We start from the raw sequence: 14,403 nt of genomic DNA on the forward strand, positions 1-14,403 counted from the left end.
AAAGGTTTTATAGAAAAAAGCAATTATATAAGATCAAGTCTGATCTCATATAATTGCTTTTAGTGTAAAGTATAAACTTTTTTATAAAATAGTATAAGAAAATAGTAAGTCTACACTGCTGAAATTTGTAGAAAAAGGCATGTAATTGTTCAATAAATTTTTGCCAGCATTGTATCTGATTTCGGCGCTAATTTTATTTTTAAAATTGTAACCAGCACCAACACCAAAGTTGCCTTGAGCTTCTCCATCCAAATTTACATATTTAGATTCATAAGTAAATTTCCCGTTAAGGGTAATAGCATAAAGCGCATTTATAAATATTTTCGAATTTTGGTTTAAAAAGAAATAATGGCGCACACCTATTGGCAGACTTAATCCAGAATATTCTACTGATGATGGATGTTCAACATGTTTGGCGTCGTTAACGCTATAAAGCACACCATAATCTTGACTGGCTTTGTATTTTTGATAAAATAATCCCAAGAATACACTCCATTTGTTTTTGTTGAATGGAAAAATATATTCTCCTTCCAAGCCAAATGTTGGTTCGGTTTTGTTGTCATATTTGACATTTTGGTATCCAGCACTTTCAGCTCCGTCTACTGTTAAAGAATTAAAGCTTGCACCTGCAGATACTTTCAAAGAAAAAATGCCTTTGTTTTTAGTGCTTGTTGCTTTTTCAATTGCGCTGGCATCGGCATTGTTGTATTTTAGGAAATGCTTAACCAATGGTTCAGTTTTGTATGTCAGCTTTTTGATTTCGTTTTCGCTGATATTTTCATTTTTTACATTATTGAACAATTGTTGTTTGAAATAATTGTTTTCTTCTGTTGTTTGAGCTCCTGTTTGGTCATTTACTAAAAGAAACTCTTTATAAACAAGTTGTTCAGTTGGAACGTTGGCTGTTTCGTAAAAGAATCTTGCTACATCCTTATTAAGATAGTAGTATAAAGTGGCTTTTCCTTCTACTAATATTTTTAAAAAGATTGTGTCTTCTTTCCAAACAGGATTCTTTGTTGTCGAGATGTTTTCTAGTCGATTATCTGAGATATCAATTTTTACTTTTGCTCTTTTAAATGTTGCGCCGTTTTCTACGCCAAATTCTTTTGCAGTAGCAATGGTTTCTGTTTTAATATCGGTATCATTAATCGAAATCTTGTACTTGAAGTCGATAGGATTGTTGTACCAGTCAATATTTTTAATGTAACATTCGGTTTTTGTTCCGTCGTTTGAAATAAAATAACCTTTTTCGAAAGAAATTTGCGCGTTAAGCGCTGAGAAATAAAGGCATAATACAAGTAGTAATAGTTTTTTCATATAAGTGATTTAGGTTGCCGAAACTAAATAAAATAATTTATGCTTTTTTACGGTTTTCCACATTTTGTTTTTTTTAAAAGATTCAAAGCTTTTATGGGCTGTTCTTGAAATCTATTTTTAGAATTGTTTTTTTGATATTGCCATTGCTTTTTGATATTGCCAATGGCATTGATTATATTTGCGCAAAATATTATAAAAATGAAGAATCTAGTTGAAGAATTAAAGTGGCGCGGTTTGTACCATGATAGCATGCCAGGAACGGAAGAACAATTGCTAAAAGAGGTTACATCGGCTTATATTGGTTTTGATCCAACGGCAGATTCACTGCATATTGGCAGTATGGTTCAGATTATTTTATTGGTTCATTTAAAGAATTTTGGTCATCAGCCAGTTGCTCTTGTGGGTGGTGCGACCGGAATGATTGGTGATCCTTCTGGAAAATCTGATGAAAGAAATCTGTTGAACGAAGAAACTTTGGCTAAAAATGTTGCCGGAATCAAAAGTGTTCTGTCTCGCTTCTTAGACTTTAATTCAAATGAACCAAATGGTCCAATTATGGTAAACAACTATGACTGGATGAAGGAATTCTCGTTTATTGATTTTGCACGTGAGGTTGGAAAACGAATCACGGTAAATTACATGATGGCGAAGGACTCGGTTAAAAAGAGAATTAACGGAGAAGGTGAAGGAATGTCTTTTACAGAATTTACCTATCAATTAATTCAAGGATACGATTTTTATCATTTATATAAAAACAATAACTGCCTTTTGCAAATGGGAGGTTCTGACCAATGGGGAAATATTACCACAGGTACAGAATTGGTGCGTAGAATGGGAGGCGAAAATGCCAAAGCTTTTGCGTTGACAACTCCATTAATCACAAAAGCAGACGGATCTAAATTTGGAAAATCTGAAGGAGGAAATGTTTGGTTAGACGCTGATAAAACTTCGGTTTACAAATTTTACCAATTTTGGGTAAATGCGACTGATGCAGATGCTGAAAAATATATCAAAATCTTTACTTTCTTAGATAAGGAAACAATTGATGCTTTGATTGCTGAGCACCAAGCGGCACCTCATTTGAGAGTTTTACAGAAAAAATTAGCGGAAGAAATCACGATTTTTGTTCATAGTAAAGAAGAATTAGAAAAAGCGATTCAAGCTTCAAATATTTTGTTTGGAAATTCTACAGCAGAAGATCTAAAGAAATTGGACGAGAAAACTTTCTTAGAAGTTTTTGACGGAGTGCCACAAGCGGAAATTGCAAAAGCTGATTTAGAAAACGGATTGGATATTATTACAGTTTTAAATGAAAAAACAGGTTTCTTTAAATCAAACGGAGAAGCAAGACGTGCATTGACTGCAAATTCTATTTCGGTAAACAGAGAAAAAATAAAAGAAGATTTTGTTTTGACTGCAAATGATTTGATCAACAATCAATTTGTGTTATTGCAAAGCGGAAAGAAAAATTATTTCGTGATTCGTGTAGTTTAATCGATACTAAAGCGTTTTTAAGCTAAATATATTAAAGCCCAATGTTCAAATGAATATTGGGCTTTTTATTAAGTTTTTTACGATTGGATTTTTTGATTAAACGATTATACAAATTAACGATTAAACCTTTTTTAAAGAACCATCAAATTACAACCGCGGATATCAGAATTATCAAAACGTCCCAATACTTCAAAAGAATTGTTGGGATATTTTTTGCCTAAATCTTGTGTCGCTATAAAAGAACATGAATTGATATTGGCCAAATCAATAACATTTATTCCGCCAGTTTTTCCATCGTTGATATAAGTTAGTGCATCTTCTGGATCACGAATCAAGATATTCATCCACGACGGACATTCGAAAATGCCATCTCCTAAAGAATAGGCTTGCGCCAAAAGTTCAGTCATTCCATATTCGGAGTGAATGGAAGTAACGCCAAAACCTTTGCAAAGGATTTCATGAAGTTCTTCGCGAATCATTTCTTTGCGTTTTCCTTTCATTCCTCCAGTTTCCATGATAATGGTATTTTGAAGTTGAAATTGGTGTTTTTCGATTAAGTCTAATAAAGCATAAGTTACTCCAATCAAAATTATATTTTGTCCAGCTTGATCTAACTCAATCAGCTTTTGGGTAAGTTCTCCGTAGTTGTGTAAATAAAACCCACTTTCAGGCTGATTTGAGCGTTTTATTAAATCTTCTACCATATAAATTAGCGAAGAGCCGTCGCGCTCTAAATATGACGGCAAAATGGCTAAAACAACGTAATCTTCTATGTTTCCATAAAATTGCGCAAATCCTTGACGATAACTTTCTTCATAAAGCGAAACATCGGTAACTAAATGGCGACTTGTAACCATTCCGGTTGTGCCACTGCTAGTAAAAGTAACTTGAGGAAAATCAGAATTCGAAACCACTTCGTGGGATTTGAAGAACTGAATTGGCAAAAACGGAATTTGTTTCAATGTTTTTACCTGTTGCGGATTTACATTCAAAAAATCACAGAAATCACGATATACCTTATTGTTTTCGTGTTGAAAACGAAACACTTTTAGTGCTATTTTTTCAAATTGTTTCTGACTTGAAATGGTAAATATATCGTTGGCTGTGATCAAAACTTTTTTTTGCAAAGATATTGTTTTTAGCTTTTAGTAGTGGTTTTCAGTCGTAGTTTTCAATCTCAACTTAGACCTATGAACTAGTAACTGAGGCTGTAGACTAAAAAAAGCTCCTGTTGGAGCTTTTTATATTTTATCTGATGATTAATTTTCGGGTTGCGGAGGCATTTTCTTCACTTATCTTGATGATATAAACACCTGGAACTAAATCTGCAACGCTTAATTCTCGTGAAGTCAAATGCGTTTGTAATACTTTTTTACCTAGAAGATCAAAGATGATGATTTCTTTTTCCAAATCATTTTTGGTCGAAATATATACTTTTCCGTTAGTGACTGGGTTAGGGTACAAGCTTAGACCCTCAATAGAAGTAGATTCTTGAGGTTTTGGTAATTGTTTACTGTCTTGTGCCGAGACACTTACAGTAAAGAAAAAAGCCAATAAGAATGTAATATAAAAGTAGTTTTTTGCCATCGCATTTATTTGATACGTAAATATACAAAAAAAATTACAAAAATTACGCCAAAAAAAAACATCCTAAATATTTAGGATGTTTTTAACAATTTATGTTCGAAGTAAATTATTTGATCAAACTTACACCGTCAACTGTAGCCCAAGCTCCAGCAGTTAATGAAGCTCCAGTTGCTGTAGAACTTGGCGTGAAAGTTCCAGTTGGGAAAGCAACTGTGAAACCTGTAGCACCAGCGATTGGGATGATGTTTGTTGTGTTAGAAATTTTAATATTTAAAATTTTAATTTTTCCAGTATTTACTTGGTGTGTGTTAGTTGCAGCATCTAAGATACTAACTACTGCACCTTGGTAAGTAGTTGTGCTATTTGGAACTGTAAAGTTTCCGTAACCATCAACAACGATGTTGCTGTATTCTCCGTTACCTTCTCTTTTGAATTGGAAAGCATCAACTTGGTTGTCTGCACCTTCAGGAACGTTAGTAGATTCTCTTTTTAAAGTAATGTTAGAAACTTTAGGTCCGAAAGCATTGTCATTTGCAGATGCTTCGATTTCCATTCCGTAGTTTCCTTTTCCAGTTTGGTAAGCATACCAGTTAGTATTAGCTTGACCTTGCCATCCATCTTGCCAGTCAAAAGAGTCATCAGTATTTCCGTAAGAAATAGCATTTGTCATACTTGCAGTTCCTCCGAAGAATTCGAATCCGTCATCAGCACCTTTGTAAGCTACTAAGTGATCTAAAGTTGTTCCAGAACCTACAGAGTAGAATGTGAAAGCGTTGTTTTCTTTGTTACCGTCTGCTAATTTAGAACCAGCGTACTCAACTCTTACATAGTTTAATGAACCACCATTGTGAGTTGCGTTAGATCCTCCGTAAGAGATATTGTTTCCGTCCTCAGATGTAGAAGAAGTTCCTCCTCCAGCAACTTTTGCAGGTGCATCACCGTACATGATGATACCTCCCCAAGAACCTGGAACTTTAGATTTTTCTGTAAACACAACTGGTTTATCAGCAGTTCCGTTGATGATTAATTTTCCTCCGTTTAAAACAACTAAAGCGTTGTCTCCGGTAGCTTTGTCTATAGTGATTGTAGATCCTGCGTCAAAAGTTACAGTTACACCTGAATTGATTTTTACAATTCCTTTTAAAGTGTAGTTTCCGTAAGCATAAGTTTTGTTTGCAGTGATAGGACCTGTAATTTCGCCTGTAGCAGGAGGTGTAACAGGAGTTGAGTCATCGCTGCTTGAGCAAGAATTAAAAAATAAACCTGCAGCAAGTGCTAAAGCAAGAATTTTAGTTTTCATAGTTTTTGTGTTGTATTATTCGTTTTTATTTTTGTCAAAATTAGGATGTTAATCTCTTTGAGGTGTTATCTGAACATTACATTACAGTTACCAAAAATTGATTAAAATGTGAAGGGAATGTTAAGTGAATCTTTGCAAATTGTAGCCATAAAAAAAGCTCCAGATATCTGGAGCTTTCTTATTTGTTATGTTCTTAATATTAGAATGTGTATCCAACTTTAACTGAGAATCCTACACCTTTTTTGTAGCTGTTTGCTAATAAAGATGGTTCATCAACTTTTACAGTTCCGTTGTTTCCAAATTCCAATTGTCTTGCAGGGTTTAGTAAGTTGTCTGCTGTAAATTTCACATCAAAATGTTCTGAAATTTTACTTCCCCAAACAAAGTCCAATTGAGAAACTGGTAATTCATAAGTATTATCCTGACCGTTTGTTCCTACTGCATAAATTCTTTTTCCGAATACACCATAAACAAGAGACATAGTGTTTGTCCAATCTTTACCTAAATTGAATTCGTATTTCAAATCAGAGTTTACTAACCAATCTGATGCACCTTGTAATGATCTTGTTTGGTGCGTTTCGATAGAATTTTTAACAGTCACAACTCCGTCCTCATCTTGAGATTCGTATGTTTTAGCAACATTTACTTTTGTTGACATTAATGAAGCGTTCAATCCAAAAGAGAAATGCTCTAGTTTGTCACTAATTCTATTTAGCCCTAAAAGGAACTCAACTTCTGCTCCATATAAAGTTGCATTGTCTGAATTTAAGAAAGTAGTTACAGTTCCCGATGTAGCGTTTGCAATAAACGTTCTTTCGATTGGATTGTCAATATATTTTCCAAAAACACCAAAAGCTAACATTTCTTTAGATGTTGGGAATATTTCATATTTCAAATCAACATTATAGTTGTCGCTATTTTTCAATAATGAGTTACCTTGTGTAGAAGTATTATCCGCATTGATGTATGAAATCGGGAAAGCTTCCATTACAACTGGTTTTGTATACGTTTTACTTGCTGCGAAACGAATATTAGATGTTTCTGTCATTAAGTATTTCAAGTTTACAGAAGGTAAAACATAAAGATTGTTGTATGTTTTTACTTTGAATGGATCATCAAAAGAACCTAAAGTTCTGAAATGTGTTTCTTTGATCGTGTTTTCAACTCTTAAACCTCCATTAAGTTCAAACTTATCAGCGAATTTCCAGAATAAGTTTGCATAACCTGCATTAGCGCTTTCGTTAAGTTTTACTTTGTAAGTTGCGTTTGAGCTTTCAGCAAAATATACAGAACCATTGCTGATGTCAGTTCTAATTTTAGTATCAATATTATTTATGTCATTTGATGAAAATGCACTACCATAACTTGCAACAAATCGGTAAGAAGATTCCATTTTAGAAAAGTTTCCGTTATAACCAACAGTCAATTTGTTTTGTTTTTCTTTTCCAAATTTTAAGTTGTATTCTAACAATCCTGAAACATACACATTGCCATCAACACTTAAATATTGACGTAAGAAATTGTTTGCTCCGTAAGAAGTGTTGATTTGATTTTCAGTTTCCTGAGTACCAGTATAGAATTTTCTGTCTGGTTGACCATATTTTGTATTTGCATAAGATACACCACCTTTTAAAGTTTGGTTTTTATCTTCTGTCAAATTGTATTCTCCTAATAATTGCGCATTTAAATAATCTGTTTTATCCAATTGATTCGTACGGATAAAGTTGTTGTTGATACCATTGTTGCTTAAAACTCCGTACTGATCTAAGATCGAGTTTAATGTTGTTTTTAAGTATATAGTATTGAAAGATAATTTGTATCGTTCAGCTGAATAGTTTACACCTACTAAAGCAGAAGTACTAGTTTTGAAACGGTATTCCGTATTGATGAAATCATTGTTGTATTTATCACCAAGAGTTTGTAGTGTTCTGTTAACACCTTCTCTAACTGCAAAGTTATTATCGAAATTAAGAGATAATAAATATGAAACATTACGGTTGTTGCTTAAGTCAAATTTTTCTGCGTGTAAAAAATTGAAGCTTGAGTTAAGCGGGCTTTTGCTTTTACTTACGTTAAAACCTTTATCACCGCTTACAGAGTTTAATGCTTGATCTTGTGTGAAAGTTGTTCTTCCAGCAGTTTCACCTAAGAAACTTGGCAATTCTCGGTCTTTTCCATTAAATCCAAAGAAACCTGCAGCAGTATCTGCATCTCCAGAAAGCAAGAAATCTTTAAAGCTGTTTCCAGTTGTATATCCTGCTCCAAGATTGATTTTAGTAATGTTTTTTGTTGGTTTTGAAGTTTGGATATTGAAAGTTCCTCCAGCAAAATCTCCGTAAATGTTCGGGTTGAAAGTTTTGTAAACGTCAATTACACCTACGATATTTGTTGGAAACAAATCAAGCGGAACAATTTTAGAATATGGGCTGTTTGAAGGAGCAGCAAGATCATTGATCAATAAGTTGTTGTAACGATCTTCAAGACCACGAACAAATATTCCTCTTGAACCTACTTTTGAAATTCCGGTTACTTTTGTCAAACCTTCTTCAACATCGCTTACACCTTTTCTAGACATTTCCTGCGCACCAATACTTTGTTTGATTACTACAGCATTTTTTTGGTCTAAAAGTAAAGCAGTTTCTTTTTCTTTATTAGCTGTTGATTTTACAACAACATCTTTAAGAGTATAACTTCCTGATGAAAGTATTTGGTTAACAGTAACTGTTTCTCCAGCTTTTACAGTAACAGGTTTTTCTACAGATTCATATCCTACGAAACTAAAAACAATAGTGTATGTTCCAGGATTTACACTTAACGAATATTTTCCGTCAATGTCAGTGTTGGCACTAATGTTTGTTCCTTTTATTAAAACATTTGCAAAAGGAAGTGATGCATTATTAGATTCCTTGTCGGTTAATACGCCAGAAATCGTACCTTTGTTTTGCGCGATCGAAATCGAACAGATAAATAATGTGATTAATAGAAATTTTAAATTGAATTTCATTTCAGTGTTGTGTTTGATTTATTTTTGTGCAAAGAAAGAACCGCATTGTAAAGTTCATGTTAGCCACTTGTTATGTTTTTGTGTTGCTAAGATTATCAAATTGTTACCAGATTAAATTACCGTTAACCGTAATTTTTAACGGTTGTTTTATTGTTATATTTACGCTGTGAAATAAAAAACATCGAATATATATTAATGAAAATTTGATGTTAAAATCTCAATTTTTGCTATTTATGAAAAAAACACAAACTAAGATTTTATTAGTTGACGATGAACCAGATATCTTAGAAATCGTTGGCTATAACCTTGCTCAAGAAGGCTATCAAATTGTAACAGCTTCAAACGGAAAAGAGGCTATAGCAAAGGCTCAGAAAGAATTGCCAGAATTAATCATTATGGACGTAATGATGGCCGAAATGGACGGGATGGAAGCTTGTGAACACATCAGAAAAATTCCAGAATTAAATAATGTTATCATAACATTCTTAACCGCAAGAAGTGAAGATTATTCGCAAGTGGCTGGTTTCGATGCAGGTGCTGATGACTACATTACAAAGCCAATAAAACCAAAATTATTGGTGAGCAAAGTAAAGGCTTTGTTAAGAAGGTTAAAAGAACAAGAAGTCGTTACAGATACTATAAATGTTGGGGGCATCGAGATTAACCGTGAAGAATACAAAATCATAAAAGGCAATGTCGAAATTGCTTTGCCAAGAAAAGAATTTGAATTGTTCTATTTATTGGCTTCTAAACCAGGAAAAGTTTTCAAAAGAGACGAAATCCTAGATAAAGTTTGGGGCAATGAAGTAGTAGTTGGAGGAAGAACAATCGATGTTCACATCAGAAAGCTTCGTGAAAAAATTGGCGAAGATCTTTTCAAAACTATTAAAGGTGTGGGGTATAAATTTGAAGTTTAGTTTTGTAAGATACTAAGTTGCTAAGATACTAAGGCGCTAAGTGTTTTAATCAAGATTAAAACAGATTCTTTTTTTTCAGCATCAAATAAAATAAACCATATAGGAAGTTAGGTTCATGATGAACTTTAATTTCTTATATGGTTTTTGAGTTAACTTTGTTTTGAGTTCAAATGATGATTTTATTGAAAAGACAATAACTCATAACAAAACTTAATTTTCTTAATCTCTTAATGGTTAAAACTATAAATGAAAATCAATTTTAAAAAAACATACAAATTTGCCATTAAATCGGCATTATATATAAGTCTGTTTTCAACAGGATTTGTGCTGATGCTGATGACTTTGTTTTATAAAAACCAATTAAAACATCAAATTGCTTTTGGAATAATTTTCATTATTTCAATTTATATTTTCTCTTTTTTGGTTTTACAATATCGTGTAGAGCGCTTTATTTACAGAAGAGTAAAGAAAATTTATGATGAGGTTTCTTTATTAGAATCGACGCCACTGATCAATCAACCGATAACAACTGACATGGAAACGCTTTCGCGAGAAGTGAAAAAGTTTGCAACCGATAAAAAGCTCGAAATTGAAATGCTTGAAATTCGTGAGCAATACCGTAGAGAGTTTCTTGGAAATGTTTCACACGAATTAAAAACGCCTTTGTTTACTGTTCAGGGTTATGTTTCGACTTTGCTTGATGGTGCGATGGACGACAAGAATATTCGAAAAAAATATTTAAAACGTGCTGAAAAAGGTGTGGAGCGTCTTATCTATATAGTAGAAGATTTGGATATGATTACCAAATTAGAATCAGGCGATTTAGATTTGAATATGACCGATTTTGATATTGTGGAATTGATTCAGAATGTTTTCGATTTGCTAGAAATGAAAGCGGATAAGAAGAAAATCAAATTGGCTTTTGAAAGTAAAAATGTTCAATCGGTTATTATTCGTGGAGATCAGGACAGAATACAGCAGGTTTTAGAAAACTTGATTGTGAATTCAATCAAATATGGAAAAGAAGGCGGGCTAACGGAAGTTGGCGTTGTAAATCTTACCAAGAAAAAAGTCTTGATCCGAATTAGTGATAACGGAGAAGGTGTTGAAAAACAGAATATTTCAAGACTTTTTGAACGTTTTTATCGAGTAGACAAAAGCGGAACAAGATCAGAAGGTGGTTCTGGTTTAGGACTTGCCATTGTAAAGCATATTATTGAAGCGCATAAAGAAAAAGTGTATGTAGAAAGTGAATTCGGAATTGGTTCAGAATTCTCTTTTACGCTTGAAAAAGCGAATAAAACGCAAAAAACTGAAGTTAAATAATTGTAATCTGGGTTTTTGTAAAAGGCGTAAAACAAGGATTTTAACAATAAATCAACATTAGGCTTCGTCGCCTAACATTAAATTTTTATTATAGTAACATCTGGTTAATGATTTGTTAACATAGGTGATACATCTTTGCATCCTGAAACTAAGGGCAAAAGAAAAAATGATAAAAAAAATAGTAATTGCAGTTTTATTACTGCTTGCTTTCGGAGCCAATGCTCAGGAATTAAATAAACAAGACGTAAAAAATGAAGTAATGCGTCTTTTGGATTCGATCAACAAATCAAAACTTCCAGAAACTAAATCTGGAGGAGGAGTTGAGGAACATTGGTACGATAAAATCTCTTTAAGAGGTTATGCACAAATCAGGTACAATGGTTTGTTTTCGACAAACGACAAAGTTGCCTGTGAGCAATGTGACAGATCTTGGGGGACAACTTCAACTGCTCCAGACGCAAAAGCAAACAATGGACTATTTATTCGTCGTGCTCGTTTAGTGTTTTCGGGACAAGTTCATCCAAATGTTTTCTTCTATTTCCAACCGGATTTTGCTAGTTCGCCAGTTACTGGAATACAAAATTTTGTTCAAGTTCGTGATTTGTATTTTGATCTTTCTTTTGATAAGAAAAGAGAATATCGTGTTCGTGTAGGACAAAGTAAAATTCCGTATGGATTCATCAACATGCAATCGAGTTCACAACGTTTAACATTGGATCGTCCAGATGCTATAAACAGTTCAATAGCAAATGAACGTGATTTAGGAATCATTTTTTATTGGGCGCCTGCCGAAATCAGAGAGCGTTTTGCAATGTTGGTAAAAGATGGCTACAAAGGTTCAGGTGATTTTGGTGTATTTGCATTTGGGGTTTATAATGGACAAATCGCCAATAAAATAGATGCAAACAGAGATTTGAATGTCGTAGCCAGAGTTAGTTATCCTTTTGTAATTGGAAGTCAGATTATCGAACCTGGAATTCAGGCTTACGATGGAAAGTGGGCTTTTACAGACGAAATTTCAACAGGTGTAATTGTTAACGATCCTAAATATGTGAAAGATGAAAGAGTAGGTGCGACTTTTGTTTTATATCCAAAACCTTTCGGAATCCAAACAGAATATAATATTGGTAAAGGACCGCGTTACAATCCAGTAACCAATACAGTTGACCAAACCAATTTGAATGGAGGTTATGTTTTGCTGAATTATAAATGGGATTTCAAAAAACAACATATCTATCCTTACGCTCAATTTCAATATTATGATGGAGGGAAGAAATATGAAAAAGATGCCAGAAGTTATGTCGTAAGAGATTACCAATTTGGTATCGAATGGCAACCAATCAAAGCATTTGAATTAACAGCAGAATATGTGGTAGCCGATAGAACTTTTGTAGACAGCGCCCGCCCAATTAATAGACAAGAGGGAAATTTATTGCGTTTACAAGCACAGTTTAACTTCTAAAAACACAATAGAAATCTGTATTAATCAGTGGTTTTTGAACCCGATTAATACAGATTTTTTTAATTTTTACTGTGCCGAATTGTCTTCAAAAACTGAAAATAAAGCGTCCCAGTCAATATCACTTTTAAATTGTGTCAATCCTTTATACGACTTTACTTTTGAAAGATCTTCAATAGAAAAGTCATCCTGCAATGCATAAGGCACTAAATTTTCATTTTGAAGTTTTATAGCCAAATATTCTTGCTCATATTGTCCAGGAGTTGGAATAAAAAATGCTTTCTTGCCCAATTTTGCCAAATCCATAACAGTCGTATAACCAGAACGACAAAGCACAAATTCACTTTCGTTGAAGGTTTGTTCTAGCTGTTTTGAATTCATGAAATTGTAATATGTGACATTTCCTGCCTGCCATTTGTTTTGCACTTTCTCCACAATACCTTGCACAAAGACCACTTTCCCTTTAAAATTAGCCACTTCTTTTTGAAGTTTTTGATCCAAGAATGTTCTTTGTGGTTCAGGGCCTGATAAAATAATCATCAAATCATAAACTATTGGCGTTTCCTTTTTCTTCATTCTGCTCAAAGGGCCAATGTATTTTAAATTCAGATCGTTTGTTTTCAAATGTCCTAAATCTCCAGTAAGATTTGTTTCTTCATTTGAATCAGGAACCCAGCATTCTGTATATTTTTTTATAATATGTTGATGGCATTTACTGGTAAACCAAGTAGTGTTTCCTGTCATGACATTTAATTGATGCGTCATAAAAACAGAAGGAACTTTTTTGCTGTAAACCCCCAAACGATTATCTGAAATAATACCATCAATTCCATGCTTTTTTATCCAGGAATTAACAATCTTTTTTTCGTCTAAAATGGCCGTAATCATCTTTGGAAGATTCTTAATCAATTTCCATTTGAAGTTTTTGCCGTTTTTAGCATATTCAATATGATAAGAAGGCAATTCTAGTGTCTGTATGTACGGGAATTCTTTTCGTAGTAAAGCCAGCGCAACTCCATCAGAAGCGATAATCGGAATAAATTTGTTTTCCTGAAGCGCTTTAATAATCGGGATGCATCTAGTGGCGTGGCCTAATCCCCAGTTTAGTGGAGCAACTAAAATTGTTTTGTTAGCAGAATAGTCAATGCTCATAAGTTTGTACGCTTTTTAAAAAACGAAGATAAAGAAATATGTTTTTTATGATATTTCGGACATATTACTAAATTATTAACTCTATAAAGCCATTCAGGCTTTATATTTCGTTAAAAAGAAAGTAAAATCGTGATGATTTAAAAAGCAAAGTTACTTCTATGTTAAGCACAAAAAAAAGGAACTAGCAATGAGTTCCTTTTTGTTTGATCGCAATAAAATGGTCTTAATCTTGGATATAAGTCTTATTTCCATTTTTGTTGATGTAATACTTGCCACCTTTTGGACCTGTATATACTTTTTTTCCATTGTACTCTCCAGTAACTTTGTCCGGTACTTTTGGAGCTTTTTCGTTCGTTTCTTTTACAGTTTTAGTAGCAGATTTTTTTGCGGCTGTAGCATCTTTTGTCGCAGACTTGCTTGCAGCATCAGCTTTTGCGGCTGACTTTTTAGCTTTGTCAGCTTCGGTTTTTGCTTTTGCACTTTCTTTGTCTGCTGTTTTCTTAGCATCGTTAGCAGCATCTTTTTTTGCTTTTGCAGCGGTTGCGGTTGCGTCGTCTGCTGCTTTTTTAGATTTGTCTGCAGCTTTTTTAGCATCGCTTGCTGATTGTTTTTTAGCTTTTGATGCCGCAGCTGTTGCGTCATCTGCAGCTTTTTTCGATTTATCAGCTTCTTTTTTTGCGTCAGCTTTTGCTTTTTTTGCAGCGGCTTCTGTTTGGCTTTTAGTAGCTTTTGTTGTGGCATCTTGTGCGTAAAAATTAGATGAGAAAACCACTAAAAAGCAAAGCAATAATAATTTTTTCATAAGGCTACATGTTTAAATTTCAATTAAAATTACGCAATTTATTGT

General features: G+C 33.5%; 11 protein-coding genes. 4 read left to right on the forward strand and 7 right to left on the reverse strand.

Translation table 11 applies throughout. The features are described 5' to 3' along the window. Positions 1 to 81: 81 nt before the first annotated feature. The gene (locus AAYQ19_RS18715) at positions 82 to 1,317 is read right to left on the reverse strand and encodes a porin family protein (protein WP_343538400.1); all 1,236 of its coding nucleotides are present in this window, start codon (positions 1,315 to 1,317) and stop codon (positions 82 to 84) included. 198 nt (positions 1,318 to 1,515) lie between these two features. On the opposite strand from AAYQ19_RS18715, the gene tyrS reads away from it, so the two are divergent. Next, positions 1,516 to 2,811, forward strand: a complete 1,296-nt coding sequence (tyrS, locus tag AAYQ19_RS18720; protein ID WP_343538401.1) for a tyrosine--tRNA ligase — start codon at positions 1,516 to 1,518, stop codon at positions 2,809 to 2,811. Positions 2,812 to 2,942: 131 nt separating this feature from the next. Here the strand turns inward: tyrS and AAYQ19_RS18725 are convergent, their stop codons facing one another. From AAYQ19_RS18725 to AAYQ19_RS18740, 4 genes are all read right to left on the reverse strand, one after another. Beyond that, positions 2,943 to 3,923 carry a LuxE/PaaK family acyltransferase gene (locus AAYQ19_RS18725; RefSeq protein ID WP_343538497.1) on the reverse strand — a complete coding sequence of 327 codons (981 nt, stop codon included), beginning with the start codon at positions 3,921 to 3,923 and terminating at the stop codon, positions 2,943 to 2,945. A 136-nt stretch (positions 3,924 to 4,059) separates the two neighbouring features. Further along, positions 4,060 to 4,398 carry a T9SS type A sorting domain-containing protein gene (locus tag AAYQ19_RS18730; protein ID WP_026728389.1) on the reverse strand — a complete coding sequence of 113 codons (339 nt, stop codon included), beginning with the start codon at positions 4,396 to 4,398 and terminating at the stop codon, positions 4,060 to 4,062. A gap of 106 nt (positions 4,399 to 4,504) precedes the next feature. Next, on the reverse strand, positions 4,505 to 5,698 hold the full coding sequence (locus tag AAYQ19_RS18735) for a beta-helix domain-containing protein (protein ID WP_343538402.1): 1,194 nt from the start codon (positions 5,696 to 5,698) through the stop codon (positions 4,505 to 4,507). 199 nt (positions 5,699 to 5,897) lie between these two features. Then, entirely contained in the window at positions 5,898 to 8,702 is a 2,805-nt protein-coding gene (locus AAYQ19_RS18740) for a TonB-dependent receptor (RefSeq protein WP_343538403.1), read from the reverse strand. 233 nt (positions 8,703 to 8,935) lie between these two features. On the opposite strand from AAYQ19_RS18740, the gene AAYQ19_RS18745 reads away from it, so the two are divergent. The 3 genes from AAYQ19_RS18745 (at position 8,936) to AAYQ19_RS18755 (ending at position 12,407) form a co-directional block, all read left to right on the forward strand. After that, positions 8,936 to 9,619 carry a response regulator transcription factor gene (locus AAYQ19_RS18745; RefSeq protein ID WP_155103223.1) on the forward strand — a complete coding sequence of 228 codons (684 nt, stop codon included), beginning with the start codon at positions 8,936 to 8,938 and terminating at the stop codon, positions 9,617 to 9,619. Between the two features lie 246 nt (positions 9,620 to 9,865). Next, positions 9,866 to 10,945, forward strand: coding sequence for a sensor histidine kinase (locus AAYQ19_RS18750; RefSeq protein ID WP_343538405.1), 1,080 nt, complete (start codon positions 9,866 to 9,868; stop codon positions 10,943 to 10,945). Positions 10,946 to 11,111: 166 nt separating this feature from the next. After that, the gene (locus tag AAYQ19_RS18755; RefSeq protein ID WP_343538406.1) at positions 11,112 to 12,407 is read left to right on the forward strand and encodes a porin; all 1,296 of its coding nucleotides are present in this window, start codon (positions 11,112 to 11,114) and stop codon (positions 12,405 to 12,407) included. 66 nt (positions 12,408 to 12,473) lie between these two features. Here AAYQ19_RS18755 and AAYQ19_RS18760 read toward each other — a convergent pair whose 3' ends face one another. After that, positions 12,474 to 13,556: a glycosyltransferase gene (locus tag AAYQ19_RS18760; protein ID WP_343538407.1), complete on the reverse strand. Its 1,083-nt coding sequence runs from the start codon at positions 13,554 to 13,556 to the stop codon at positions 12,474 to 12,476. Positions 13,557 to 13,779: 223 nt separating this feature from the next. Continuing rightward, positions 13,780 to 14,358: a hypothetical protein gene (locus AAYQ19_RS18765; protein WP_343538408.1), complete on the reverse strand. Its 579-nt coding sequence runs from the start codon at positions 14,356 to 14,358 to the stop codon at positions 13,780 to 13,782. Positions 14,359 to 14,403 lie beyond the last annotated feature (45 nt).

The sequence above is a fragment of the Flavobacterium mesophilum genome (genome assembly GCF_039581405.1).
Lineage (GTDB): Bacteria > Bacteroidota > Bacteroidia > Flavobacteriales > Flavobacteriaceae > Flavobacterium.